Source organism: Bradyrhizobium sp. 23AC (assembly GCF_054863025.1).
Genome location: NZ_JAVAYN010000029.1, coordinates 35,182 through 58,662 on the forward strand (window position 1 = coordinate 35,182; position 23,481 = coordinate 58,662).

Annotated in this window: 21 protein-coding genes; 7 read left to right on the forward strand and 14 right to left on the reverse strand. The window is 65.3% G+C overall.

The features are described 5' to 3' along the window. Positions 1-350: 350 nt before the first annotated feature. From RAD10_RS38115 to RAD10_RS38125, 3 genes are read right to left on the reverse strand one after another with little or no spacing between them, the layout of a single operon-like run. Positions 351-1,223 carry an MlaD family protein gene (locus RAD10_RS38115; protein WP_461621483.1) on the reverse strand — a complete coding sequence of 291 codons (873 nt, stop codon included), beginning with the start codon at positions 1,221-1,223 and terminating at the stop codon, positions 351-353. Positions 1,224-1,265: 42 nt separating this feature from the next. Beyond that, positions 1,266-2,036, reverse strand: coding sequence for an ABC transporter ATP-binding protein (locus tag RAD10_RS38120; RefSeq protein WP_027545159.1), 771 nt, complete (start codon positions 2,034-2,036; stop codon positions 1,266-1,268). Between the two features lie 2 nt (positions 2,037-2,038). Further along, a complete protein-coding gene (locus RAD10_RS38125) occupies positions 2,039-3,172 on the reverse strand; it encodes an MlaE family ABC transporter permease (RefSeq protein ID WP_461621484.1) in 1,134 nt (377 codons plus the stop codon). 134 nt (positions 3,173-3,306) lie between these two features. Between RAD10_RS38125 and dgcA the strand changes: the two genes are divergently transcribed. Beyond that, the gene (dgcA, locus tag RAD10_RS38130; protein ID WP_461621485.1) at positions 3,307-4,302 is read left to right on the forward strand and encodes an N-acetyl-D-Glu racemase DgcA; all 996 of its coding nucleotides are present in this window, start codon (positions 3,307-3,309) and stop codon (positions 4,300-4,302) included. Here the strand turns inward: dgcA and RAD10_RS38135 are convergent. Further along, on the reverse strand, positions 4,272-5,468 hold the full coding sequence (locus tag RAD10_RS38135) for an MFS transporter (protein WP_461621486.1): 1,197 nt from the start codon (positions 5,466-5,468) through the stop codon (positions 4,272-4,274). The two genes, dgcA and RAD10_RS38135, sit on opposite strands and share 31 nt — an antisense overlap. Before the next feature lie 75 nt (positions 5,469-5,543). Here RAD10_RS38135 and RAD10_RS38140 point away from each other — a divergent pair, with 75 nt between their 5' ends. Continuing rightward, the gene (locus RAD10_RS38140; protein WP_461621487.1) at positions 5,544-6,953 is read left to right on the forward strand and encodes a hypothetical protein; all 1,410 of its coding nucleotides are present in this window, start codon (positions 5,544-5,546) and stop codon (positions 6,951-6,953) included. Between the two features lie 272 nt (positions 6,954-7,225). On the opposite strand, the gene RAD10_RS38145 is transcribed toward RAD10_RS38140, so the two are convergent. Continuing rightward, on the reverse strand, positions 7,226-7,585 hold the full coding sequence (locus RAD10_RS38145) for a hypothetical protein (protein ID WP_461621488.1): 360 nt from the start codon (positions 7,583-7,585) through the stop codon (positions 7,226-7,228). A gap of 150 nt (positions 7,586-7,735) precedes the next feature. Between RAD10_RS38145 and RAD10_RS38150 the strand changes: the two genes are divergently transcribed. Then, the gene (locus tag RAD10_RS38150) at positions 7,736-8,119 is read left to right on the forward strand and encodes a VOC family protein (protein ID WP_461621489.1); all 384 of its coding nucleotides are present in this window, start codon (positions 7,736-7,738) and stop codon (positions 8,117-8,119) included. Here the strand turns inward: RAD10_RS38150 and RAD10_RS38155 are convergent. Then, a complete protein-coding gene (locus RAD10_RS38155) occupies positions 8,116-8,559 on the reverse strand; it encodes an RbsD/FucU family protein (protein ID WP_461621512.1) in 444 nt (147 codons plus the stop codon). The two genes, RAD10_RS38150 and RAD10_RS38155, sit on opposite strands and share 4 nt — an antisense overlap. A 164-nt stretch (positions 8,560-8,723) precedes the next feature. Between RAD10_RS38155 and RAD10_RS38160 the strand changes: the two genes are divergently transcribed. Then, a complete protein-coding gene (locus RAD10_RS38160; protein WP_461621490.1) occupies positions 8,724-10,475 on the forward strand; it encodes a caspase family protein in 1,752 nt (583 codons plus the stop codon). Positions 10,476-10,755: 280 nt separating this feature from the next. Here RAD10_RS38160 and RAD10_RS38165 read toward each other — a convergent pair whose 3' ends face one another. The 4 genes from RAD10_RS38165 to thiD all read right to left on the reverse strand — a co-directional run bounded on the left by RAD10_RS38165 (position 10,756) and on the right by thiD (position 14,815). Further along, on the reverse strand, positions 10,756-11,739 hold the full coding sequence (locus tag RAD10_RS38165) for a threonine/serine dehydratase (protein ID WP_461621491.1): 984 nt from the start codon (positions 11,737-11,739) through the stop codon (positions 10,756-10,758). 65 nt (positions 11,740-11,804) lie between these two features. Next, a complete protein-coding gene (locus RAD10_RS38170; RefSeq protein WP_461621492.1) occupies positions 11,805-12,848 on the reverse strand; it encodes a glycosyltransferase family 4 protein in 1,044 nt (347 codons plus the stop codon). A 13-nt stretch (positions 12,849-12,861) separates the two neighbouring features. Continuing rightward, entirely contained in the window at positions 12,862-13,674 is an 813-nt protein-coding gene (locus RAD10_RS38175; RefSeq protein WP_104465794.1) for a UDP-2,3-diacylglucosamine diphosphatase, read from the reverse strand. Positions 13,675-14,014: 340 nt separating this feature from the next. Then, positions 14,015-14,815, reverse strand: a complete 801-nt coding sequence (thiD, locus tag RAD10_RS38180; protein WP_461621493.1) for a bifunctional hydroxymethylpyrimidine kinase/phosphomethylpyrimidine kinase — start codon at positions 14,813-14,815, stop codon at positions 14,015-14,017. Between the two features lie 313 nt (positions 14,816-15,128). Here thiD and RAD10_RS38185 point away from each other — a divergent pair, with 313 nt between their 5' ends. Together RAD10_RS38185 and RAD10_RS38190 are read left to right on the forward strand one after the other, a co-directional pair. Further along, positions 15,129-17,111 (forward strand): PAS domain S-box protein, encoded by a 1,983-nt coding sequence (locus RAD10_RS38185; RefSeq protein ID WP_461621494.1) that lies wholly within the window; start codon positions 15,129-15,131, stop codon positions 17,109-17,111. Positions 17,112-17,206: 95 nt separating this feature from the next. Beyond that, positions 17,207-17,452 carry an Lrp/AsnC ligand binding domain-containing protein gene (locus RAD10_RS38190; RefSeq protein WP_018317369.1) on the forward strand — a complete coding sequence of 82 codons (246 nt, stop codon included), beginning with the start codon at positions 17,207-17,209 and terminating at the stop codon, positions 17,450-17,452. A 1-nt stretch (position 17,453) separates the two neighbouring features. Here the strand turns inward: RAD10_RS38190 and RAD10_RS38195 are convergent, their stop codons facing one another. Further along, positions 17,454-18,380: a c-type cytochrome gene (locus tag RAD10_RS38195; protein ID WP_461621495.1), complete on the reverse strand. Its 927-nt coding sequence runs from the start codon at positions 18,378-18,380 to the stop codon at positions 17,454-17,456. A 155-nt stretch (positions 18,381-18,535) separates the two neighbouring features. On the opposite strand from RAD10_RS38195, the gene RAD10_RS38200 reads away from it, so the two are divergent. Further along, positions 18,536-18,952 carry a CHRD domain-containing protein gene (locus RAD10_RS38200; protein WP_461621496.1) on the forward strand — a complete coding sequence of 139 codons (417 nt, stop codon included), beginning with the start codon at positions 18,536-18,538 and terminating at the stop codon, positions 18,950-18,952. Between the two features lie 73 nt (positions 18,953-19,025). On the opposite strand, the gene RAD10_RS38205 is transcribed toward RAD10_RS38200, so the two are convergent. The 3 genes from RAD10_RS38205 to RAD10_RS38215 form a co-directional block, all read right to left on the reverse strand. Continuing rightward, on the reverse strand, positions 19,026-20,309 hold the full coding sequence (locus RAD10_RS38205; protein ID WP_461621497.1) for a cystathionine gamma-synthase family protein: 1,284 nt from the start codon (positions 20,307-20,309) through the stop codon (positions 19,026-19,028). 263 nt (positions 20,310-20,572) lie between these two features. Further along, the gene (locus tag RAD10_RS38210) at positions 20,573-21,022 is read right to left on the reverse strand and encodes a cytochrome c (protein WP_461621498.1); all 450 of its coding nucleotides are present in this window, start codon (positions 21,020-21,022) and stop codon (positions 20,573-20,575) included. Positions 21,023-21,145: 123 nt separating this feature from the next. After that, positions 21,146-23,455: a xanthine dehydrogenase family protein molybdopterin-binding subunit gene (locus RAD10_RS38215; RefSeq protein WP_461621499.1), complete on the reverse strand. Its 2,310-nt coding sequence runs from the start codon at positions 23,453-23,455 to the stop codon at positions 21,146-21,148. Between the last annotated feature and the right edge of the window lie 26 nt (positions 23,456-23,481).

Sequence of the window (23,481 nt, forward strand, 5' to 3'; positions counted from 1 at the left end):
CACGGCCTCCGTTTTGTTTGAGCGCGTCATCCCCGCTCTCGTGCCCCGGACGCAGCGCAGCGCTTCCCCGGCGATGCGAAGCATCGTCCGGTTCAGCGGTGCGCTGCTGAGCCGGGGGCCCATTCTCCACGTCTACCGTGTTGCCTTCTGGGTCCCGGCTCTGCGCAGCAACGCGAAGAGCGTTGCGGCGCGCGTCCGGGACACGAGAGTGATTGCGCTGCGGCGGCTGCACTCTTCGTCATTGCGAGGAGCTCTTGCGACGAAGCAATCTAGACTACCTCCGCAGAGACAGTCTGGATTGCTTCGCTACGCTCGCAATGACGGAGGAGAGGTTCGTGGACCAAACGCTCCTACCGCCTGCGCTCCGGCGCGGCCGACCTCGGCGGCTCGGGCGGCGGGGGCGGTGGGGCGCTGCTGTTGCTGGCGCCGAACAGCACGCGGGTGGGATTGCGGTCGAAATTGTTCACGGCGCGGCTGATGTCGCCGAGGGTGCGGCGGCCGTCGCTCATCAACGCGCCGGAGCGCTTGTCGAAATCGTCGGCGAGCTCGCGGATCGACTTCACCGCCTGGAACAGCTCGCCGCCGTCCTTGCCGCCGGCGAGCGTGTTGAGGCCGAGCATGAGGCTGTCGGCCTTGAGCATGACGCCGTCGACCTTGGCCATCACGCCGTCGATCTTCTCGGAATTGCGCGCGAGCGAGTTGGTGAAGGTCTCCAAATTCTTCAGCGAGTTCTTCACCGATTCCTGATTGTCGGCGACGATCTTGTTGATGTTCTGCAGCGTGCCGCGGATCGCCTCGGTGACGTCCTGGAGCTTGTTGGGGTCGGCCGTCAGCGTCGGGATGCCGTCCTGGTCGAGCGGCGGCGGGGCCGCGGCCTCGTCCCCGCCCTTGAGCGAGATGGCTGCGACGCCGGTGAGGCCCTGGAATTCGAGGCCGACCAGGGTGTCCTTGCGGATCGGGGCGTTGTTCTCGATCATGGCGAGTGCGACAACCCGCCGCGGGTTGTCGAGCTTCACCGAGACCACCTCGCCCACCCTGATACCGTTGAAATTGACGCTGCCGCCATTGCGCAGGCCCGCCGCCGGGCCCTCGAACACGACGCGCAGGGGGCTACGCTGCTTGGTGGTGTGCAGCGACTGGAACCAGAGCACGAAGCCGATCGCCGCGGCGATCACCGCCAGCGTGAACGACCCGATCAAGACGTAGTTTGCCCGCGTTTCCATCAGGTGCTCCGGCTACTCATCACGGCTATTCAACCCAGCCACTCAACCCATGACCGCGCGGGCGCGCTTGCCATGGAAATATTGCCTCAGCCAGGGATGCTGCGAGGCCTGCATGTCGGCGATCGACCCTGCCGCTATGATCTTACCGTTCCCTAAAACGGCGATGCGGTCACACGCTGTGTAAAGGCTGTCGAGGTCGTGGGTTACCATGAAAACGGTCAGCCCCAAAGTGCGCTGGAGCGTCCTGACCAGCTCGTCGAAATCGCCGGCGCCGATCGGATCGAGGCCCGACGTCGGCTCGTCCAGGAAGACGAGATCCGGATCGAGCGACAGCGCGCGCGCCAACGCCACGCGCTTGATCATGCCGCCGGAGAGCTCGGACGGGAAGCGCTCGGCAACCTCGGGCTTGAGGCCGACCATGGTGAGCTTGGCCATGGTGATCTCGTCCATCAGCCGCTGCGAGACCCGCAAATATTCGCGCATCGGAAACTGGATGTTCTGCCGCACGGTCAGCGAGGAGAACAGCGCGCCCTGCTGAAACAACACACCCCAGCGCCGCTCCACGTTGCGGCGCTGCGACGTGTTGGAGGAATCCAGGTCGACGCCGAACACCTCGATGGAGCCCGCAACCTTCGGCACCAGGCCGATGATGGTGCGCGTCAGCACCGACTTGCCGGCGCCGGAAGGACCGACGAAGCCCAAGATCTCGCCGCGCTTGACGTCGAGGTTGAGGCCGTCGAGCACGCGTGTTGAGCCGAACTGCACGGTGATGTCGCGGACGCGGATGATGGGATTTTGGATCTCGCCAGCCATCGTCACATCCCGATCGAGGCGAAGAAGATGGCGAACACGCCGTCCATGACGATGACGAAGAAGATGCCCTTCACCACGGATGCCGTGGTGTGCTGACCCAGCGATTCCGCGCTGCCCTGCACGGCGAGGCCCTCGACGCAGGCGACGATGCCGATCACGGCCGCCATGACCGGGGCCTTGACGATGCCGACGATGAAATGGTCGATCGAGATGGCGTCGCGCAAGCGCAGCAGGAAGGCTTCGGGCTCGACCCCGCCATAGAGCCAGGCGACGAGACCGCCGCCATAAAGCGCGGCCATCGCGCCGAGGAAGGCCAGGATCGGCAACGCCAGCACGAGCGCCATCATGCGCGGCAGCACCAGCACCTCGATGGGATCGAACCCCATGGTGCGCAGCGCGTCGATCTCCTCGCGCATCTTCATCGAGCCGAGCTCGGCGGTGTAGGCGCTGCCCGAGCGGCCCGCGACCATGATCGCGACCAACAGCACGCCGATCTCGCGCAGCACCAGCACGCCCAGCATGTCGACCACGAAGATGTCGGCGCCGAAGCGGCGGAAATGGAAGATGCCTTGTTGGGCGATGATGCAGCCGATCAGGAACGTGATCAGCACGATGATCGGCACCGCGCGCCAGCAGACCTGCTCCATGTGATGCACGGTCGAGGTCAGGCGGAACGAGCGCGGATGGATCAGGACGCGAAATCCCGCCGCGAGCACGGCGCCGAGCATGTCGACGAGGCCTGCGACCGTGCCGCCGACTCCGGCCACGGCCCGGCCGATCTGCTCCAGCATGCCGGTGATGGTCACCGTGCCGTTGTCGGCCACGGCCGTCGCCCTGACCCGCCGCACCTCGTCCACGAGGCTGGAATAATTGGCGGACAGACCCGCGATCTGCGCCTCGACCGGCCCTTGCGTCAGGCTGTGGCGCAGCCGCTCGATCAGCCAGGCGCCGAACGTGTCGAGCTTGGCGACCTCGGAGACGTCGATGAAGATGCTTTGCGGGCCGCCGGCGAGCTTCTCGGCGTCGGCCACGATCCGCTCCAAGACCGGCGCGAAGCTCGCGGTCCAGGTCCCGGTGGCGCAGAGTGCCAGCGCGTTGCCCTTGGCAATCCGTTCCAGCTTCGGATCGCTGCTCAAGATGTCCGCTCCCGTGCCGGGGCGGAGAAAATCAGATAGTTGCGCACGCGCCCTTACCCAGAGAAGGTATCCCCAAGTGATTAATGTTAGTTGCTAGAGGTAACTAGCAGGTTCAGATTTCGCCAGAGTTCAAAATGACTTCCATGAAATTTGCTGCCCTGGCGGCGCGAATCGAGCGCTTCCCGATCGCGGGCAGCTTTACCATCAGCCGGGGGGCCAAGACCGAGGCCGTGACTGTCGTTGCGGAGGTCAGCCGGGACGGGCTGACCGGCCGCGGCGAGTGCGTGCCCTATCCCCGCTATGGCGAGACGCCCGAGGCGACGCTGGCGGCCATCCAGGCCATGCAGCAGGCCGTCGCGGACGGGATGACGCGGCAAGCCCTCCAGGCCGCCATGGCGCCCGGTGCGGCCCGCAATGCCCTGGACTGCGCCCTGATCGACCTGGAGGCCAAGACGGCGGGCCAGCGGGCCTGGAACCTGATGGGTCGCCCGGTGCCGGGCGAGCGCACTACGGCGTACACGATCTCGTTAGGGACCCCCGAAAGCATGGCCACGGCGACCGCCAAGGCGGCGCACCGGCCGTTGCTCAAGATCAAGCTCGGCGGCGACGGCGATCCGGAGCGGATCGCCGCGGTGCGCAAGGCCGCTCCCGAATCCGAGCTGATCGTCGATGCCAACGAGGCCTGGACCGAGGCCAATCTGGCGCACAATCTCGCCGCCTGCGACGCCGCCGGCGTCACCCTGGTGGAGCAGCCACTGCCCGCGGGCAAGGACGAGGCGCTGGCGCGGATCAAGCGCCCGCTCGCGGTCTGCGCCGACGAGAGCGTGCATGACCGCTCCTCGCTTGCCCCCTTGCGCGACCGCTACGACGCCGTGAACATCAAGCTGGACAAGACCGGCGGGCTCACCGAGGCCCTCGCGATGGCGGACGCCGCGCAGGCGCTCGGCTTCGAGATCATGATCGGCTGCATGGTCGCAACCTCGCTGTCGATGGCCCCCGCGATGCTGGTGACGCCGCAGGCGCGCTTCGTCGATCTCGACGGCCCCTTGCTGCTGGCGCGCGACCGCGATCACGGCCTGCGTTACGATGACAGCCTGGTCTATCCGCCGGACGCCTCGCTCTGGGGCTGAGGCTTGAGCCGGTGCCGCGCCGACCAGATCAGAAGCGCGCCGGCCGCCGCCATCGCAGCCATCACGTAGTACAATCCATCGCCGATGCGGGCGTAGATCGCACCTGACGCGATCGAGGTCGCCGCGCCGAGCAGTCCGTTGCACGCGGCGTAATAGCCCTGCCCCCGCGCGATCTGATGCGAGGGCACGCGCTGCACCAGGAGATTCATCGTGCCGACGATGGTCATGCCGAAGCTGAGGCCATGGCCGAGCTGGACAATCGCCAGCAGCGCGAGCGGCGGCTCATTGGCAGTGACGATCCAGCGCAGCACGGCGCTGAGCCCTCCGATCGCGATGATGGTGGACGGATGCAGCGAGAAGCGCGGCGACAGCGCGAACACCACGATCTCCGCGATCACGCCCAGCGTCCACAGACCCGCGATCGTCAGCCCACTGATCCCATGGAGCTGCCAGTTGATGGCGGAGAAGGTGTAGTAGGCGACGTGGCTGCCCTGAATGAGCGCGGCCGAGACGATGACGGCCCAGAAGCCGGCATCGCGCAGCAGCGCCTTGCCGGCATGCCTCTCCGGCGACTTGCGCCTGACATCGTCCAGCGGCCGAAGCAGCAGGCCGGCTGCGACCGCAACGACGGCCCATGCGACGATGACCCAGATCAGATCGCGCGCGGCGATGTGGTCTACGAGATAGCCGCAGGCGAGCGAGCCGGCGGCGAAGGCCGCCGAGCCCCACAGCCGCAAGGGTCCGTAATCGAGCCCGTAACGGGCGACGCCGCGTAGCGCATAGGCATCGGTCAGCGGCATCGTCGGCGTCCACATCATGCAGGTCAGCGCGTAGATCAGGAACAGCGCCAGCGGCTGCTGCTGCAGGCCGACCGCCGTAAAGCCGATCGCGGTCGCCAGCACCGACACCATCATGCCGGCGCGAATGGCATGTCGCTTTTCGGCGAAGGCGGTCACTTGCGGCAGCGTGGTGAAGCGCGTGATCGCCGGCAGCGCGTTGATGAGGCCGATCCAGGCCGCGTCGATGCCGATCGCCTTCAGCCACACCGGGAAGAACGGCAGATGCGTGCCCGAGACCGCGAAGACGGCCGAATAGAACAGGGCGAGGCTGACGGCGAATCGCCGTTTCGCCGATGCTGGCGTGGGGATTTGTGATTCGGGTGCCATCAAACCAATTGCGATTCGGTCGATATCGTGGTGATCGTTACTGTAACGCGCGGTGATTTGCGCGACGAGATCGCAATGGCCAACGAAGCATTCGCCCTTTCGCCCATGTCTGCCCGCGCGGCCGAGCCGAACGAGCAGGATTACGACGCGATCCGCGAAGCCTTCATGGAGACGGCGCGCGGCCGCTGGTTCCTCGGCGAATACGCCAAGCGCAACCGCAATGCCGACACGAGCATGGTGCTCGACGCGGTCGCGAAAATCGAAGAAACCCTTGCGGCGCAGCGACAACCCGTCGTCGAAGATCGCCTGCCCGAAGCACTGGTCGAGATCCGCCGCGCGATCCGCGAAGCCGAGACGATCGCCATCGCCGCCGTCGACCCCGCCGCGATCGAGGCGAGCCTCGCGGCGATCCCGCGCGGCGTGCGCATCATCAAGGAGATCTCCTGGCGCTGGCGCGAGATCGGCGCCGACGGGCGAATCTGCGACCTCATTGATTCGCAGCTCGCCTCGATCGAGGCCGCCTGCGGACAGATTTCGACCATCGACCCCCGCGTCGAGCTCAAAGCCGCATTCGATCTACTGAGGGATCGGGTAGAGCAGACCGATGGCGGCGCAACGCCGCAGGCGGCGCCGCCCGCGTCCGCTCCGGTGCAGGAGGCGCCGTCATCCGCCGCCGAAGCTGCTGTCGAGACCGCGCCCGCGGCGATGGCGAGCGAAGCACCCGTGGCTTTTACGGTGCCACCGCAGGACGTCGCCGCGGCTGCCGAGCCCGAAGCAGCCGTCGCCAGCGAAGCGTTCGCCGAGGCGGAACAGGCAATGGGCGCGACCGTCGCGCCGGAGATCGCGGCCGAGAGCCAGATGGCTGTCGAGAGCACAGCGCTCGACCAAGTCGCGCACGAAGACGTCTCGTTCGAAGAGCCAGCCACGGACCCCGCCGCCTTCGCGGAAGCCGCTGACGCGTTCGCGCTCGACGCGGCCGCGCAAGCCGAGGACGACGCCGTGCTCGAGGCCATCGCGCTGGAGATGGCCGCGCCCGATCCTGATTTCGACGAGATCATCGCGCCGGTCGAGATGGAAGCGGCCATTGCGGAGCCGATGGTGGCGGAGGCCGCAGCGCCCGTTGCTGCAGAGCTTTCCGAACCGATCGCAGCAGAGCCGGTCGTCGCAGCGGTGGCGGAGGAGCCCGCCGCCCACACGCCGATCGCAATGGACTCGCTCGCGCGCCTCACCGACGCCATCGCTGAGGCCGCCGCCGAAGTGATGGAGCAGCCGGCTCAGGCCATGGCCGCGACGGCAAATTTCGCCGCAACGCCGGCGACATCGCTGCCTATGCCCTCGCCCTTGTCTGCTTCCTTGCCCGAGACCTCGCTCGGCGCCACCATCCTGGCCAGCGGCATCCTGCAAAAGCCCCGCGCGCCGGCCAACGATCCCCTCGCCCCGATCCGCCGCATGACCCAGGCCGAGAAGATCGCGTTCTTCTCGTAAGGGGGAGCATCGTGTCCCGGACAAGCTGCAACGCGCCAGCGTTGGAGCGCAGAGCCGGGACCCAGAGGCTATGCTCTCCGCTGCCACATGGGCCCCGGCTTAGCAGCGCACCGCTGAAGAAGCGCTGCGCTGCGTCCGGGGCACGAGTAAGCGAGAAGGCGCGCACACTTTCTCCGCATCGTCATGCGAGCGAAGCGAAGCAATCCAGAATCCCTCGGCGGAAGGACTCTGGATTGCTTCGCTGCGCTCGCAATGACGGTGCGATCAGCTGATCACCCGCAATTCCACACCGCGCCGATCGGCGTGCGCGTCCAGCACGGACCGAAACTGCCGCCGTTGTAGCGGCCGCCGTTGAAGCCGGGGCGGCCGAAATAGTGCCACTCGCCGTCCCAGCGATAATATTGCGGAACCGGATCGATGTACCAATGGCGGCGGTCGTTGCGCGCGAGGCGACGCATCGCGTCCTTCTGCTTGTAGAGCGGGATGCTGTTGCTCAGCGGCTGACGATAGCCCGGCAGGAAGCCGTAGCCCTTCCAGACGGGCTTGGGACGCTTTTGAACGGGCTCAGCGGACGCGACAGCCGGCAGCAGCGACAGGATGACAGCAACGAATAGACACACAAGGCGAGACATGGATCGACCATAGACAGTCGATCGAGGGATGACCATTCAAATTCGAGTGCGGGACGTTTCGCCGCTTCTGCCGAGCGGTCGCTCTTGATAAGACTCGCAACGCGCAGCGTGAACGCGGCGCGGACCGCTTGCATGTGCCGGAGTGACCGAATGCCTGAGAGCCCGCGCGTCGGCGCCTTTGCGATCGTTCCCAGCAACGATCTTCCCGCAGCAATTCCGTTCTGGGAACGGCTCGGCTTTGCGCGCATCGGTGGCGATGCCGGCTATGTCATCATGAGCGGCTGGGGATGCGAGGTGCATCTCACGCAAGCCGGCGATGGCCCGTGGCGTGTGCCGGAGCACAATCCCTTTGGCATTTTCATTCGCACGCCCGAGGTCGAGGCCATTGCCGCGCGCGTGGACGATCTCATCATCCGGCCCGGCGGCGTGCTGCGCCACCGCGAATGGGGCATGTATGAAGTCGGCATCAACGGCCCCGACGGCCTTCTCGTACGGGTTGGCTGGCCCTCGGCGCTGATGCGCCAATCCGGCTAGCCGATCACGCCCTTCCTGATCAGGAAGCAGCCGTAACCTCTGCTGTCCCCCACCTGCACGACACCAAACCCCGCCGCCGCCGCGCGGTAAAAATCCGCCCGCGCGAGCTTGCCGGGAGCAACGGCGCGTCCGACCGCGCGCTCGATCTCGGCCAGCACGGCGCGCTGCACGTCGGGCACGCGGTCGGGATCGTCGACCGGCGCCATCACGCGCACCGGATCGGGATCGAAATCGTCGAGCGGATAGAGCGTCATGATGGCTCGGACGGCCGTCTCCATCGTCATGCCCGGCAGCTGGATCAGGCGCTGCGACGATGTGCTGCGGGCGATGCGCGTGGCCGGGTGGTTGGCGTCGACGACCACGAGATCGTCGCCGTGGCCCATGGAGGCCAGCAGCCAGAGCAGGTCGGGCGTCAGGATCGGATCGATCGATTTCAGCATGTGACGGCAGTTCCCCTTATCGATCGCTAACCATAGCAGGTTCCGAGCGTGATTCAGATCACGCAAGGCCACCATGTGAGGGGGATCACGGACTTCAAGCTCGAACGCGGCGAGGCTCCCCGGCAACCAATCTCGCATCGAGATCAGTGCCAAAGGAGCACGCCATGTTCCGCCTAAAGCCTTTCCTGATGACAGCCAGCCTTGTGGGAAGCCTGTTCGGCTTCGCCTGCGGCCCTGTTTCCGCGCAAGTTGCTCCGGTCGAGCCGGCTCCCACCGCGCTGCAGGGCCCGGAGCAGCGGGTGGCGCTGGTGATCGGCAATTCGAACTACAAGAACGCGCCGCAGCTCGCCAATCCCGACAATGACGCCGAGTCGATGGCGAAGTTCCTGAACTCGGCTGGCTTCGAGGTGGTTGCCGCGACCGACCTGACCCAGAACGACATGCTCCGCGTGGTGCAGGACTTCTCCGCCAAGGTGTCCGCGCGCGGTCCCAATACCGTGGCGATGGTCTATTACGCCGGTCATGGCGTGCAGCTCGCCGGCGAGAACTATCTCGTTCCCGTCGACGCCAAGGTGTCGAGCCAGACCGAGCTCGTCAATAATTCGGTGCGGCTGGTCGACGTGATGTCGACGCTGGAAACGATCCCGAGCCGCATGCGCATCGTCATCCTCGATGCCTGCCGCAACAACCCGTTCCCTGATGTCAATGACGCCGGCCGCGGCCTTGCCATCGTCGATGCGCCGAACGGCTCGATCGTCGGTTACTCGACCGCACCGGGCGCCGAAGCGCTCGACGGCACCGGCGGCCACAGCCCCTACACGCAAGCGTTCCTGAACGTCGCGCGCGAACCCAACGTGCCGATCGAGCAGTTGTTCAAGCGCGTCCGCCTGCAAGTGAACCAGTCCACCAGCGGCGCGCAGATCCCGTGGGAGAGCTCCTCGCTGACCTCGGACTTCACCTTCTTCGGCGACACCGCTGTTGCCGCCAACCGCGCGCCGGTCAGGGCGCCGGTGGTGCAGATGGCCTCCAACCTGCCAAGCCGCTCGACGCGTCAGGCCTATGACTACGTCGTGTCCGAGGGCCGGCCGGAGTACTATCAGGAGTTCATCCAGATGTATCCGCACGACCCGCTGTGCGACCACGTCCGCTGGCTGCTCAACAACATCCTGCTCTCGCAGGCCTGGCACAAGGCGGTGCTCGTGAATTCGCCGGTTGCCTACAAGACCTTCTATGACAGCTACGGCACCAGCCCCTATGCGCAAATGGCGCTGAAGCTGCAGATGCAGCCGAAGCAGATCCCCTTGATGCAGGCGACCAAGTTCCTGGCGCCGCAGAACATTGCTCCGACCTTCAAGATCGGCAATCTCGGCCAGCCGAAGTACATGCCGCTGCAGCAGGGTAATGGCAGTGGTCAGATCAATGGCAATTTGCCGGTCGTGCAGAAACCGGTCGACGGCAACGTCATCGGCAAGCTCGGCAATGGCGGCCAGATCGTCAACCTGCCCTCGGGCAACAACAACCAGCCCGGCCAGCAGAATGGTACGCCGTCACAGAACCCGGGCAAGATCGTCACCCTGCCTGTGACCAACAACAAGCCGGACGCCGGCAACGTTAACGGCAAGCCGGGCAAGATCGTGAGCATGCCGGTGAATGTCGGCAAGGGCGGCACGACCGTCGAGACCAAGCCGGTGAATGTTCAGACGCAGAACAACCCGATCCGCGTCAACAACGGTGTCAAGATCAACAACAACCCGGTGAACAAAGTGCAGGTCCAGAACAACGTCCAGAACAACCGCCCGCAGCTCAACACGATGCCGAGCCGCATGGTCAACAGCAACAACAACTTTCGGCAGTCGATGAATCAGGCGCCGAGCATGAACAATGGCGGTAACCGTCGCGGCGGCTTCATGCACTGATTGCGAAAAGAGAAGGTGCGCTCCCTCCCCCGCTTGCGGGGGAGGGTTGGGGAGAGGGTCTCTCCACAACGGGACAATCCCCAAGAGGAAAGAGCCCCCACCCGGCGCTTCGCGCCGACCTCCCCCGCAAGCGGGAGAGGTTGCACCGAGCAAGCGATTAGTTGATCCACAAGATCGACAAACACATAGAAGGGGCAGAGCGGCAACGCTCTGCCCCTTCTTCATGTCAGTTCTTGGTCGTTCCGGGATGCGCCGTGGGGCGCAGGCCCTGAATGACGGGCTAGGCCACCAGCTCAGCGAACAGATCCGCATCGACGTTGCCGCCGGAGAGGACGATGACGACGTTCTTGCCGGCAACGTCGAGACGCCCCGCCAGCAGTGCGGCGAGGCCCACGGCGCCACCCGGCTCGACCACGAGCTTCAGCTCGCGATAGGCGAACGCGACGGCGGCGCCGACTTCCTTGTCCGACGCCGTGACGCCGCGCGCGAGCAGCTTGCTGTTGATCGCAAAGGTCATCTCGCCGGGGATCAGGGCCATCAGCGCATCGCAGATGGTGCGGCCTGCGGGCGGATGCGGCTCGCGATGGCCTGCGGTCAGCGAGATGCCGTGATCGTCGAACGCCTCGGGCTCGGCCACCACGATTTGGGCCTGCGGATAGCGCGCCTTCACGGCGGTTGCGACGCCCGCGATCAGGCCACCGCCGGAGGCCGGCGCCACCACGATGTCGGGGCTGAGGCCGAGGCCCGCCATGTCTTCCGCGATCTCGCGGCCGGCAGTGCCCTGCCCTGCGATCACGAACGGATCATCGTAAGGCCTGACCAGCGTCGCGCCGCGCTTTTCGGCGATGCCGCGCGAGATCGCCTCGCGGTCGTCGCGGTCGCGGTCGTACAGCACGACCTCGGCGCCATAGGATTTGGTGCGCTCGCGCTTCGACAACGGCGCATCCGCAGGCATCACGATGGTCGCCTGCATGTCGAGGATTTTTGCCGCCGCCGCCACGCCCTGGGCGTGGTTGCCGGAGGAGAACGCCACGACGCCGCCGGCGCGCTTGTCCTGCGGGATCGAGAACACCTTGTTGAAGGCGCCGCGGAACTTGAACGAACCGGTGCGCTGGAGCATCTCCGGCTTCAAGAACACCTTCGCACCGACGCGCTCGTTGAGCACGGGAAAGGACAATAGCGGGGTGCGGATGGCGTAGGGCGCGATCACGCGCGCCGCGGCGTCGATATCGGCGGGGCCGATCGGGAGGAGCTGTTCTGTCATGGCCGAATGTTATCGCGGCCAATGAGGCCCGGGCAAGACACCTCCGCGAGAGGATTTCGTCCTCGTCAGGCCACGAAGCGAGGCTGTTCCGCGCCGTTTCGGCCCGGCAGCACCGCTCCGACTGCTCTTATGCTGTCCACGAAGGCGCGGGCCGAGGCTTCCCAGGTGTAATTGGCGGCGAATTCGACACAGTCCTGCCGGGAGATATCCAGCGCCGCGAAGCAGGCGCTGCGTAGGTCGTGATCGAGGGCGCCGACCGGGGCCTCGCCGATGACGTCGCGGGGGCCCTTCACCGGGAAAGCGGCCACCGGCAGACCGCTTGCGAGCGCTTCCAGCAGCACCAGGCCAAAGGTGTCGGTCTTGCTCGGAAACACGAAGACGTCGGCGGCCGCATAGATATCCGCCAGTTCCTCGCCGTGCTTCTCGCCGAGGAAGATCGCATCGGGATAGGCCTCTTCGAGCGAGGCGCGCGCGGGGCCGTCACCGACGATCACCTTGGTCCCGGGCAGATCGAGATCGAGGAAGGCCTCGAGGTTCTTCTCCACCGCAACGCGGCCGACCGACAGGAACACCGGTGCCGGCAGGCAGAGGTCGATGGCGCGGGGATGGAACAATCCCGTGTCGACGCCGCGCGGCCACAGCACGACGTTATCAAAACCGCGCTCGGTCAACTCGCGGGCGAGCGCAGGCGTTGCCGCCATCACGGCGCGGCTGGGCGCGTGGAAGCGGCGCAGCGCCCGCCAGATCAGCGAGCCCGGCACCGGCACGCGGGCGCGGACATATTCGGGAAAGCGGGTGTGGAAGCTGGTCGTGAACGGAAGCCTGCGCTGGCGGCAATAGCGACGGACCATCAGGCCGATCGGCCCTTCGGTCGCAATGTGGATGCTGTCGGGGCGCGCCTCCGCGATCAGCTTCGCAATGCGAGCGGGACGCGGCATCGCCAGACGCACATCGCGATAGCTCGGCATCGCGAAGGTGCGGAACGATTGCGGTGTCAGGAACGTGAATTCGACGCCGAGGCTTTTGCCGGCGTCGGCGAGCTTGGTCAGCGTCCGAACCACACCGTTGACTTGCGGGTGCCAGGCGTCGGTCGCGACCAGGATGCGCATCAGGCGGCCTCTGTTATGCAGCTCTGGCTGCAACCTGCGGGACGGCTGCCGGCTTCTGCAAATGATCCGCCCAGGTGATGATCTCGAAATGGCCGTCGTCGTGCTCGACCAGGGCTGTGCAGCTCTCGACCCAGTCGCCGCAATTCATGTAGCGGATGCCGCCCTCGTCGCGGATCACGGCGTAATGGATGTGGCCGCAGATCACCCCGTCGGCGTCGTGGCGCCGCGCCTCGGCGGCAAGAGCCTGCTCGAACGCGCCGATATAATTGACGGCGTTCTTGACCTTCTGCTTGGCCCATTGCGACAGCGACCAATAGGGCACGCCGAACAGGCGGCGGAAGAAGTTGACGAAGCGATTCATCTGGATCGCGAAGTCGTAGGCCTTGTCGCCGAGATGGGCGAGCCAGCGCGCGTTCTGCACTACGAGGTCGAAGATGTCGCCGTGGATGACGAGATAACGCTTGCCGTCCACGCCGGTGTGGACGGTGTTCTCGACCACGTCGATGCCGCCGAAATGCGTGCCGTAATAGTTGCGCAGGAACTCGTCGTGATTGCCGGGAATGTAGACGACCTTGGCGCCCTTGCGCGCCTTGCGCAGCAGCTTCTGCACGAGGTCGTTGTGGGATTGCGGCCAGTTCCAGCTCGATTTCAGCGCCCAGCCGTCGACGATGTCGCCGACGAGATAGATCGTGTCGGCATCATGGTAGCGCAGGAAGTCGAGCAGAAGATCGGCTTGAGAACCGCGGGCTCCGAGATGAACGTCGGAGATGAACAACGTGCGAAAGCGCCGCTCCGGGCTCTCGTCACTCACATCGTAACTTCCCATGCGCCAGCCTGTAACAATGTCCCGTGACAGGGGGATGACCGATTGAACTTTTGAGGCACCTTCAGATACGAATCACGCTTTGCCTCGCCCTCCCCGCGAATATCAGTCGCATGCGACAATCAGGCGACATGGCGCCGCAGGGGGGCCGCAAGGACCCCTTCCCTTTGAGAACGGTTCCTGCGGCCATCCTTCGAGACGCCCGCTTTAGGCGGGTTCCTCAGGATGAGGACCGAATGCGCGGCAGCAGTTTCAATGGGCACGGTGCTGCTTAGCCTCATCCCGAGGAGACCGCGCAGCGGTCGTCTCGAAGGACGAGGCGTGCGCTCAGATAGTGCCCGCCTCAGTAGAACCTGTGGAAATGATGGATCGGCCCGTGGCCATGACCGACGCTGAAGCGGTCGGCGGCTGCTATGGCCGCGCTGATCCAGGCCTTGGCGTTGCGCACGGCAAGCTCCAGACCTTCGCCCTTGGCGAGTCCCGCCGCGACCGCCGAGGATAACGAGCAGCCGGTGCCGTGGGTGTTGCGTGTGGCAACGCGCGGCGCCGCAAGCGCGATCGTGCTTTCGGACGTGACGAGATAGTCGGTGCTCTCGGCGCCCTCGCCGTGCCCGCCCTTGATCAGGACCGCACGGCAGCCGAGCGCCAGCAGGCGACGCCCCTGGCTTTCGATCTCGGCCTCGCTTGCCGCGACCGGCTCGTCGAGCAGAGCCGCGGCTTCCGGCAGATTGGGCGTGATCACCGACGCCAGCGATATCAGTTTTGTGCGGAGCGCGTCGACGGCCTCGGATGCCAGCAGGCGGTCGCCGGAGGTTGCCACCATCACGGGATCGAGCACGACATGCCCCGGCGACCGGCGCGACAGCGCGGCCGCGATCGCATCGATGCTGGCGGCCTGGGCCACCATGCCGATCTTCACTGCGCCAATGTCGAGATCGGAAAACACCGCATCGATCTGCGCGGTGACGAACTCGGCCGGGACCGGGTGAATGCCGGTGACGCCGCGCGTGTTCTGCGCCGTCAGCGCCGTGATGGCGGAGGCACCATAGACGCCGAGCGCGGCGAAGGTCTTCAAGTCGGCCTGGATGCCGGCGCCGCCGCTCGAATCGGAGCCCGCGATGGTGAGTGCGACCGGGGTCGTCATCGCCGGACACCTTTGCTGGATACGGACACAGCCATGGCCTGTCCTAGCGCGGCCGTGGAACACCGGCAAGCGCGCCGAGCCGTGTCCGACAGTGATTCGCGACGCCGTGTATTCCCTGCGAATCAGGCAAAGCGCGGGCCGGCTCGCCCCGCAATCGTGCGGACTTGAAAATGCAACCGCGCTGGACCCTTGGTATAGTCTCGAACCTCACCTGCTTCGCCGAAGAGCGCGAGGTGAGAGTGGAACTGTCCAGCGACACCCATGTTGCGGGCTCCCGGCCCGCAAGCCGCCTGGAACGGAATCTTGGGGTGGAATGATGTGGGCCTTTTTTGAACGTCTCCTCGACTCGTCCATGCTGTCGCCGCACGGCATCTGCCTGTTGTGGGAGCCTGAGCTGATCTGGCTTCACGTCGTTTCCGACGCCTGCATCGCCGCCGCCTATTTTTCGATTCCGTTTGCCCTTGCGATTCTGGTCACCAAGCGGCGCGACCTCAAGTTCGGCTGGGTCTACTGGGCGTTCGCGATCTTCATCATGGCGTGCGGCCTGACCCATGTGCTGTCGATCTACACGCTCTGGGTCCCGGTCTATGGCATCGAGGGCATGGTCAAGGCGGCGACCGCGGTGGCATCCGTGGTCACGGCGGGCGCGCTCTGGCCGCTGTTGCCGAAGATCCTGACGATCCCCTCGCCGTTCGAGCTGCGGCAGGTCCAGGCCGCGCTCGAGGAGGAGGAAATCAAGAGCCGGGACGCGACGCTGCTGCTCCAACAGGTCAGCGACGCCCAGCGCGCGATGCGCGAGAGCGTGGCGCGCCTCACCGCGATCGTCGAGACCGCGGTCGACGGGGTCATCCTGTTAGACGCGCAGGACCGCATCCTGCTGTTCAATCCGGCCTGCGAGCGCTTGTTCGGCTACTCTGCCGACGAGGTCATGGGCCGGAACGTCGGGATGCTGATGCCCGCGGCGGGAACGGCGCCCGACAGCCACGCAAGGCATTTCGCGACCGCCGGCGAGGCCATCGGCCTGCGCAAGGACGGATCGACCTTTCCGATGGACGTGTCGGTCGGCCGGACCCGGCAGGACGGCGAATTGATCTTCGTCGGCATCGTCCACGACCTGACCGCGCGCAAGCTGACCGAGCAGCAGCTCCAGCAGGCGCAGAAGATGGAGACGGTCGGCCAGCTCTCCGGCGGCATCGCCCACGACTTCAACAACCTGCTCACCGTCATCATCGGCAACGCCGAGCACCTGAGCGAGCAGCTCAAGGCCAGGCCCGACCTGCGCCGCTTTTCCGAGGACATCTGCCAGTCGGGCGAACGGGGTGCCGAGCTGACGCAGCGCCTGCTCGCATTCAGTCGCCGCCAGTTGCTGCAGCCCCAGACGATCGATTGCCGCGGCCTGCTCGAGTCCATGTTCAAGCTGCTCAAGCGCACCTTGCGCGAAGACATCGAGATCCGGACGGCCTCCAGGCCCGGCACGATCGTGGCCTTCGCGGATCGGGCCCAGCTCGAATCCGCCGTGCTCAACCTTGCGCTCAATGCGCAGGATGCCATGCCGGCCGGTGGCCACCTGACCCTGAGCGCGGAGTTGACGACACTCGACGACGACTATCGCGCCCTTCACCCCGAAGTCGCATCCGGCAGCTACGTGTTGATCTCGATCACCGACGACGGCGAAGGCATGATGCCCGAGGTCACCCGGCGCGCCTTCGAGCCGTTCTTCACCACCAAGGAGGTCGGCAAGGGCTCGGGCCTTGGGCTCAGCATGGTCTATGGCTTCGCCAAGCAATCCAATGGCCACGTCTCGATCTACAGCGAGCCGGGCCTTGGGACGACGGTCCGGATCTATTTGCCGCGCGCGGACATCGGATCATCGCACGCCGAGCTTTCCGATGGCGAGGACGCGGCGCCCCGAGGATACGAGACGATCCTGATCGCCGAGGACGATCCGTTCGTTCGCTCCTCAGCCATTCGCAGGGTGGAAGCTCTCGGATATCGCGTCGTTGCCGCGGTCAACGGCAAGGAGGCCTTGCAGCAGCTGCGCACCGAGCCCGGTATCGACATGCTGTTCACCGACATCGTGATGCCCGGCGGCATGAGCGGCTGGGAGCTCGCCGACCAGGCGCGCCGGATTCGCCCCGGTCTGCCGGTCCTGTTCACCTCGGGCTACGCGCTGGAGACCCTGGTCGAGCAGGGCCACGCGCATGCGCAGGCGATCGTGCTGACCAAGCCCTATCGCAAGGTCGAGCTCGCCCAGCGGCTCAGAGACGCATTCGCCGCGGCGGTGGTGACCTCCTAGGCGTGGGGCCCGCATCTGGTGGCCGGCAAGTCCGCTTGCTAAATGGTGCCGGGTTTGGCCTATTAGCCGCCAGATACGCTTTCGGAGTGCCCGCGATGGTTCCTTTTTTCGTCCAGATCAAATGCAAGCTCGGCCAGTCCTATACGGTCGCCAATGCGCTTGCCGAAGCCGAGATCGCTTCCGAGATCTACTCCACGGCCGGCCAATACGACCTCCTGGTGAAGTTCTACGTCGACAAGGACACCGACATCGGCCATTTCGTCAACGAGAAGGTGCAGGTGCTGCCGGGCATCCAGGACACCCTCACCATCATCACCTTCAAGGCGTTCGGCGCCAGCTGAGCTAACCAGCTTCCTTGCGCTTGGGCCGCGGCGGACCGTCGACCGGCGGCAGCGATTTGAGATAGTCCGCCATCGCCGCAATATCCGCCTCGGACAATTGCGAGGTGTTCTTGATCACACGCTTCATCGCGCCGCCGGCGCTGTCGCCATCGGGCAATTCGCCGGTTTTGAGGAAATAGGCAAGATCCTTCGCGCTCCATTCGCCGAGGCTCTTCTGGGTGATGTTGGGCACCCAGCCCTCGCCTTCCGGATTGGGCCCGCCGGCAAAGCGCTGGCCCCGGCTGATGCCGCCGAGCGCGTTGCGCGGACTATGGCATTCGGCGCAATGGCCAAAACTGTTGACGAGATAGGCGCCGCGACTCCATTGCGGCGACTTGGTACCGTCGGCGACAAAAGGCTTGTCGTCCAGAAACAGGAATTTCCAGACGCCGATGTTGCGGCGGATGTTGAACGGAAAGCCGACGTCGTGGTCACGCACCTTGCCAGCAACGGGCGGCAGCGTCTTCAAATAGGCGAAGAGATCGAGCACGTCCTCGCGCCTTGCGTGCTGATAGGACGTATAGGGAAAGGCAGGAAAATAATGCTGGCCGCCTGGCGAAACCCCGTGCATTACCGCGTTGACGAAGTCGGCGTCGGTCCATTTGCCGATGCCGTCGTTCAGATCGGGAGAGATGTTCGGCGCGTAGAACGTTCCGAATGGCGATTTGATCGCGACGCCGCCGCCGAGCCTGACACGGTCGGGCTGGTTGGGCGTGGCATGGCAGGACGCGCAGCCCCCGGCGTTGAACATGGCCTCGCCATTGGCAAGGTTCGCCACATGGGCCGGCGCGTTGCCCACGGCCGCCACCACCGGCGCGCTGAGCCACCAATAGACGCCGGCAGCAATGAAGCCGGCGAGCAGCCCTGCGAGAATTGTTCGTTGCAACATGGGTATCCATTCACTCGACACGGCGAACCTAAGACCGATGTCGCCGCGGCTCCAGCCACGAAGAATTTAGCCCGCCTTGGCCGGAAACGGGAATAAACTGAAATGCCGGCTGTTGAAAGTTTGGCAGCCCGAACGGGTTCAGCAGGGAGAATGTCATGAACAAGACCGTCATTGCCGCCTTAGCACTCGGTGCCATTGCCTTTGCAGGTCCGGCCAGCGCCGAAAAGCTGAAAGCAACGCTCGACGGCAAGTCCGAGGTGCCGGCAACGACCACCAGCGGCACCGGAACCGCCGATCTGGACTATGATGCCGCCAGCAAGAAGCTGTCGTGGACGGTCACCTACTCCGGGCTCTCCGGCCCTGCTACCGCCGCCCATTTCCACGGCCCCGCGGAGGCCGGCAAGAACGCCGGCGTCGCGCTCGCGATCCCGAATGCGACCACCAGCCCCGTGAAGGGCGAAGCGACGCTGACCGACGCGCAGGCTGCCGATCTGCTCGGCGGCAAGCTCTACGTCAACATCCACACCGCGGCCAATCCGGGCGGCGAGATCCGCGGTCAGGTGACGAAGTAAGCCGCGACGCTGCTTCGTTGCGTGAAGGCCGGGCGCAGGAGGGGCGTCCGGCCTTTTCGATTCCGGCAGCGCCTTAAGCCGCGTTCAGCGCCTGCGCGAGGTCGGCGATCAGGTCCGATGGGTTCTCGATGCCGATCGAGAGCCGGATCGTGGAATCGAGCACGCCGATTTTCTGGCGGATGTCGGCGGGAACCCCGGAATGGGTCATGGTCGCGGGCAGGCTCGCGAGCGATTCCGTGCCGCCGAGACTCACCGCCAGCTTGAGGATCTGCAACGCGTTGAGGAATTTGACCGCAGCGTCCTTGCCGCCGACGATGTCGAACGAGAAGGTGGATCCCGCCCCCAGGCATTGCCGCGCGAACACACGCCCGGCCGGCGAGGCCTCCTCGTGATGACCGAGGTAGTGGACCTTGGCGACCTTGGGGTGATCGCGCAAATAATCCGCCACGAGGCGCGCATTCGCATCGGCTTTTTCCATGCGCAGGCTCAGCGTCTCGAGTGAGCGATTGATCATCCAGCAGGAATGCGGATCGAGCTGGGTGCCGATGGCGCCCCGGAGCGCCTTGATGCCTTTCATCAGCGCCTTCGAGCCGAGCGCGGCCCCCGCGATCAGGTCGGAATGACCGCCGACATATTTCGTGAGCGAGTAGAGGGAAATGTCGGCGCCGTGCTCGATCGGCCGCTGAAATACCGGCCCGAGCAGCGTGTTGTCGCAGGCAATGATCGGCATGTGTCCCTGGGCCTTTCCGATGGAATCGGCAATGCGGCGGATCATGGCGACATCGACCAGGCCGTTGGTCGGGTTTGCCGGGGTTTCGATCAGGATCATCGAAACGCGGCCCTTGCCCATGGCCTCCTCCGAGGCCTGCTTGACGGCGGCTTCGTCGATCCCGTCGGCGAAGCCGACGGCGCCGATCGACAGGCGGGCCAGCGTGTTCGTCAGCAGCGTTTCCGTCCCGCCATAGAGCGGCTGGGAGTGCAGGATGACGTCGCCGGGTCGGACGAAAGCCAGGATCGTGGTGGCGATCGCCGCCATGCCGGACGAGAACAGCGCGCAGCTCTCGGTGCGCTCGTAGATCGAGAGCCTGTCCTCGACGATCTCGCTGTTGGGATGATTGAAACGCGAATAGACCAGTCCCGCGCCCATGCCTTCCGGCGGCTCGCGCCGGCCGGCGACGAAATCGAAAAAGTCCTGCCCGTCGTCGGCGGTCTTGAACACGAAGGTGGAGGTCAGGAAGACCGGCGGCTTGATGGCGCCTTCCGACAATTGCGGATCATAGCCATAGGTCAGCATCAAGGTTTCGGGATGCAGCATATGGTTGCCGATGTGGGTCTTCGACGGAAACGGTTTTGCCATGGCCTGTCTCGCTGTTGATTGGGGTCTTCGCCGCGCGTTGGAACTCCTGATGTGATGACGCAGTCGGGAAAGTGATGCGCCGACTCGCATCAACGCCACGGCCGTTGGCGCGAAGATAACCGCTCCCGCAGCGATCCGTCAGACCTTGCGGACAGAATTTCTGCCGCGCTTCGCGCCGGCGCAAAAAAGCGGCTGCTTTCGCAACCGCCTTTTTCGATTCCTTATCAGCGCCGTAGACCGGGTGGAGCGAGAACTGCGCCTCGCTATTTCAGCTTGACCCGATACGTCTCGTGGCAATCGCTGCAGCGGTCATTGATTGCGGTATACGCCGCCTTCAGGCTGGCGACATCCTTGATCTTGCCCTTGACATCGGCGATCGCCTTCTGCACCGGCGGGATCTTGGAGTCGAAATCGGCCTTGTTCTGCCAGACCTTTTGCGAGGCGCCATAGGTCGCGTCGACGACATCCTGCTTGGGATTGACCTCGAAGGTCTTGGCTATCTTGGCAACATCGGCCTCGATGCTGGCGATGGCCTGATCGGCAGCTTTCTTGTCGAAGGGGATGTCGCCCTTGGTCATCTTCTGGATCACGCCATACTGGTTCTTGGCGATCGCGCGCATCAGATTGTCCTGTTGGACCGCAATCTCCTGTTGCGCCATCACGGCGCCCGCGCCCATCACGAGGGCGCCCGCGACAATCATCGTCCGTTTCATTGGTCCGTTTCTCCGGCTTGCGAGATTCAGGGAATGAGACTTCGCCGGCTTCGGGGGAAGCCGGGCCCATCATGGGTAGAACCCCGCGCGGCGCGTTTATTCCCGTGCGCGCGGAGATCTGGTTTAGAGATTGTGGCGGCGGTGGTGCTCGTTGATGGCGATCCACACCCGCTCCGGGGTCGCCGGCATGTCGATGTGGTCGATCTTGTATTCGCGCCAGAGCGCATCGACGATGGCATTGACGACGGCCGGACAGGAGCCGATCGCGCCGGCCTCGCCCGCCCCCTTCACCCCCAGCGGATTGGTCTTGCAGGGAACGTTGGCAGTCTCGAACACGAAGGCTGGCCCGTCCGCTGCGCGCGGCAGCGCGTAGTCCATGAAGGTCGCGGTAATGAGCTGGCCGTCGCCCGCGCCGTAGACCACCTGCTCCATCAGCGCCTGGCCGATGCCCTGCATGGCGCCGCCATGCACCTGGCCGGCCAGAAGCAGCGGATTGAGCGTCTTGCCGAAATCATCGACGATCACGTAGTTGACGATCTTGATGATGCCGGTGGCCGGATCGATCTCGACCTCCGCCAGATGCGTGCCGTTGGGATAGGTGCCGTCGGCACTGGCAAAGGTCGCGCTGCCGTTCAGCTTCGACGGATCGGCGCCGGGCCGCTTGGCAAGGTCGGCGAACGAGATCGAGCGGTCAGTGCCGGCGATCCGGATCATGCCGTCGGTGATCTCGAGGTCGCCCGCGCTTGCTTCCAGCGCTTGCGCGGCGAGCTCCTTCAGCTTCTTGCCGAGATCGCCCGCAGCACGCTCCACGCAGACGCCGCCGGTGGGAATCGAGGCCGAGCCGCCGGTACCGAGGCCGGTCGCGATCTCCTCGGTGTCGCCCTGGCGGATATGCACGCGCTCCGGTGGCAGGCCGAATTGCTCGGCGACGATCTGCGCATAGGCGGTCTGATGGCCCTGCCCGCTCGATTGCGTGCCGATCAGCACGGTGACGTCGCCGCTCGGATCGAGACGGACATTGGCCGTCTCCTCACCCATCACGCCGCAAATCTCGACATAGCTCGCAAGGCCGATGCCGCGGATCAGGCCCTCCTTTTTGGCCGCCTTGGCGCGCTTTGCAAACTCCTTCCACTCGGCGATCTCCATCGCGCGCTTGAGATGCGCGGCGAAATCGCCGGAATCGTAGACCTTGCCCGTGGCCGTCTTGTACGGCAGCGCCTTCGGCGGGATGAAGTTCTTGCGACGGATGGCATCCGGCGTCATGTCGAGCTTTCGCGCGCAGGCGTCCACGAGACGTTCGATGACGTAGGCCGCCTCCGGCCGCCCGGCGCCGCGATAGGCATCGACCGGCACGCTGTGCGTGAAGATGGTGCGCACCCGGCAGTGGAAGGCCTGAATGTCGTAGAGGCCCGGCAGCATGCCGGCGCCGCCATGGGGAATGTAGGGCCCGAAGGTCGACAGATACGCGCCCATGTCGCCCATCAGGTCGCAATCCATCGCGAGGAACTTGCCGTCCTCGGCCAGCGCCATCTTCGCAGTGGTGACGTTGTCGCGGCCCTGCGCATCGCCAAGGAAATGCTCGGAGCGGTCGGCCGCCCATTTCACCGCCTTCTTCAGTTTTCGCGCGGCGACCGCCATCAGGGCGTATTCCCGGTACGGAAACAGCTTTGTGCCAAAGCCGCCGCCGACATCGGGGCAGATTACCCGCATCTTGTCAGTCGAGATGTTGAGCACGTTCTGGCACAGGATGTCGCGCAGGCGATGGCTGCCCTGGCTGCCGACCGTCAGCGTCAGATGGTCGCGCTTGGAATCGTACTCGCAAACGGCCGCGCGCGTCTCCAGGAAGTTCGCGACCACGCGCGGATTGACGATCGAGATTTCCGCCACCGCATGCGCCTTGGCGAAGGCAGCTTCGGTCGCGGCCTTGTCGCCGATCGAGACGTCGAACAGCACATTGCCGGCCTTGTCGGGCCAGACCTGCGGCGCGCCCTTCTTCACGGCATTGACGACGCCGGTCACCGCCGGGAGCGGCGACCATTTGACGTCGATCGCCTCGATCGCGTCGCGGGCCTGGTCGATGGTCTCGGCGACGACGAAGGCGACGGCATCGCCTACATGGCGCACCTCGTCCTTGGCCAGGATCGGGTATGGCGGGCCGGTGAACGGATCGGTCTCGAGATTGAACAGGCAGGGCAGATTGCCGAGATCCCCAACGTCGTCGGCGGTCAGGATCAGCGCGACGCCAGGCAGCCCGCGGGCGCGGCTCACATCGATGGTGTATTTGGCATGCGCATGCGGCGAGCGCAGCATCAGGCAGCGCAGCGCAGCCTGCGGCGCGTAATCGTCGGTATAGCGGCCCTTGCCGCGGATGAGCGCGTCATCCTCCTTGCGCAGCACGCTTTGGCCAACGCCGAACTTGATGGGAGCCGCCATTTTATCTTCCCGTTCTCATGGTTGTT

Coding starts and splice junctions, on each gene's coding strand:
- RAD10_RS38115 (WP_461621483.1), bottom strand. CDS start 1,223: ATGGAAACGCGGGCAAACTACGTCTTGATCGGGTCGTTCACGCTGGCG.
- RAD10_RS38120 (WP_027545159.1), bottom strand. CDS start 2,036: ATGGCTGGCGAGATCCAAAATCCCATCATCCGCGTCCGCGACATCACC.
- dgcA (WP_461621485.1), top strand. CDS start 3,307: ATGACTTCCATGAAATTTGCTGCCCTGGCGGCGCGAATCGAGCGCTTC.
- RAD10_RS38135 (WP_461621486.1), bottom strand. CDS start 5,468: ATGGCACCCGAATCACAAATCCCCACGCCAGCATCGGCGAAACGGCGA.
- RAD10_RS38140 (WP_461621487.1), top strand. CDS start 5,544: ATGGCCAACGAAGCATTCGCCCTTTCGCCCATGTCTGCCCGCGCGGCC.
- RAD10_RS38145 (WP_461621488.1), bottom strand. CDS start 7,585: ATGTCTCGCCTTGTGTGTCTATTCGTTGCTGTCATCCTGTCGCTGCTG.
- RAD10_RS38150 (WP_461621489.1), top strand. CDS start 7,736: ATGCCTGAGAGCCCGCGCGTCGGCGCCTTTGCGATCGTTCCCAGCAAC.
- RAD10_RS38155 (WP_461621512.1), bottom strand. CDS start 8,559: ATGCTGAAATCGATCGATCCGATCCTGACGCCCGACCTGCTCTGGCTG.
- RAD10_RS38160 (WP_461621490.1), top strand. CDS start 8,724: ATGTTCCGCCTAAAGCCTTTCCTGATGACAGCCAGCCTTGTGGGAAGC.
- RAD10_RS38165 (WP_461621491.1), bottom strand. CDS start 11,739: ATGACAGAACAGCTCCTCCCGATCGGCCCCGCCGATATCGACGCCGCG.
- RAD10_RS38170 (WP_461621492.1), bottom strand. CDS start 12,848: ATGCGCATCCTGGTCGCGACCGACGCCTGGCACCCGCAAGTCAACGGT.
- RAD10_RS38175 (WP_104465794.1), bottom strand. CDS start 13,674: ATGGGAAGTTACGATGTGAGTGACGAGAGCCCGGAGCGGCGCTTTCGC.
- thiD (WP_461621493.1), bottom strand. CDS start 14,815: ATGACGACCCCGGTCGCACTCACCATCGCGGGCTCCGATTCGAGCGGC.
- RAD10_RS38185 (WP_461621494.1), top strand. CDS start 15,129: ATGATGTGGGCCTTTTTTGAACGTCTCCTCGACTCGTCCATGCTGTCG.
- RAD10_RS38190 (WP_018317369.1), top strand. CDS start 17,207: ATGGTTCCTTTTTTCGTCCAGATCAAATGCAAGCTCGGCCAGTCCTAT.
- RAD10_RS38195 (WP_461621495.1), bottom strand. CDS start 18,380: ATGTTGCAACGAACAATTCTCGCAGGGCTGCTCGCCGGCTTCATTGCT.
- RAD10_RS38200 (WP_461621496.1), top strand. CDS start 18,536: ATGAACAAGACCGTCATTGCCGCCTTAGCACTCGGTGCCATTGCCTTT.
- RAD10_RS38205 (WP_461621497.1), bottom strand. CDS start 20,309: ATGGCAAAACCGTTTCCGTCGAAGACCCACATCGGCAACCATATGCTG.
- RAD10_RS38210 (WP_461621498.1), bottom strand. CDS start 21,022: ATGAAACGGACGATGATTGTCGCGGGCGCCCTCGTGATGGGCGCGGGC.
- RAD10_RS38215 (WP_461621499.1), bottom strand. CDS start 23,455: ATGGCGGCTCCCATCAAGTTCGGCGTTGGCCAAAGCGTGCTGCGCAAG.